Genomic DNA, 1,433 nt, shown 5'->3' on the forward strand with positions numbered 1-1,433 from the left:
GTCCCCTGCCCCATGGTGCAGTACTACTCCGCCTCACCACATAGGACAACGTCTAAGTGGTGGCGGCACTTCGGGCCGGCCTCCGGCTCGGATCCGAAGATCCGCGACAAGCTCGCCCGCTACGTCATGACGGTCTTCACCTACGGGACGAACGCGGGTCCCGCGCAGGTCGCGCGCCACATGCGGCAGAGGGTCTCCGTCCACGAGCTCTCGCTCGCGGGCAACCAGCACATCACGTCCGAGAATCTGAACGCCGCGTCGGCGGACGTCATCGACATGTTCATCCAGCTCGACCTCGCGCACGTGTGGGGTGATGTGTCCAAGGCCGGGATCGACGGCTCCCAGTACGACACCTGGGAGAACAACCTCCTCGCCGAGTCCCACATCCGGTACGGGGGCTTCGGCGGCATCGCCATGAGGCACATTTCCCATACCTATGTTGCGCTCTTCAGCCACTTCATCCCGTGTGGCGTGTGGGAGGCCGTCTACTTGTTCGAGGGCCTGCTGAAGAACGCGTCCGAAGTGACCGTCGACATCGTCCACGGTGATACGCAGGGCCAGAACCTGCCGGTCTTCGGGCTCGCGCACATGCTCGGCGTTCAGCTGCTGCCCAGGATCAGGAACTGGAAGGACCTGACCTTCTACCGGCCCAGCGCGACGGCGAAGTACCAGCACATCGACCCGCTGTCCGGCGACCCCGACAAGGACGTCATCAACTGGCGCCTGATCGAGCACCACTGGCCCGACCTCATGCGCGTGGTCCTCTCGATCCGCGAGGGCCGGCTGTCCTCGGCCGCGCTGCTGCGGCGCCTGGGCAACGAGTCCAGGCGCAACCGCATCAACCAGGCATACCGGGAACTGGGGCGCGTGATCAGGACCATCGTGCTGCTTCGCTACCTGTCGGAGCCAGAATTGCGCGATTCGATCCAGTCCATGACGAACAAGACCGAAGCATTCCACAAGTTCAGCAACTGGCTGATGTTCGCCTCCGACCTGCTCGCCGACAACGACCCGGAAGACCAAGAGAAGATCATCAAATTCAACGAGCTGCTCGCCAACTGCCTGATCTTCCATACGGCCGTAGACATCACGCAGGTCGTCAACACCCTCATCGACGCGGGCTGGGAGATCGACCCGGTCGACCTGGCCACCATCACTCCGTACATCACATCCAAGATCCGCCGCTTCGGCACCTGGCACCTCGACATGGAGCCCCCGGACGGGCAGGCCGTCAGACACCTACGGCTGGCCGCGTGACGGGGCCTGCGATGAGGTCTCAGGCGGCGGTGGAGTCGAGTGGTATTGCGGTCCGGGCGGCGGCTGTGGAAGTGGTCCGAGGTGGACGCGCGGTGGTGCGGGGGGGATGTCGTGGTGCCAGCAGGTTCGGTGACGGGGCTGCTGGGGCCGAGCGGGTGCGGGAAGACCACCCTGCT

General features: G+C 64.7%; 1 protein-coding gene. It reads left to right on the forward strand.

Annotation, left to right across the window (positions count from 1 at the left end; translation table 11 throughout):
* Positions 1–1,257 (forward strand): transposase (locus tag ACFWZ5_RS44565; RefSeq protein WP_384892854.1); only part of this gene is annotated, 1,257 nt, incomplete at its 5' end.
* Positions 1,258–1,433 lie beyond the last annotated feature (176 nt).

It is taken from the genome of Streptomyces sp. NPDC059003, from assembly GCF_042740445.1.
Lineage (GTDB): Bacteria > Actinomycetota > Actinomycetes > Streptomycetales > Streptomycetaceae > Streptomyces.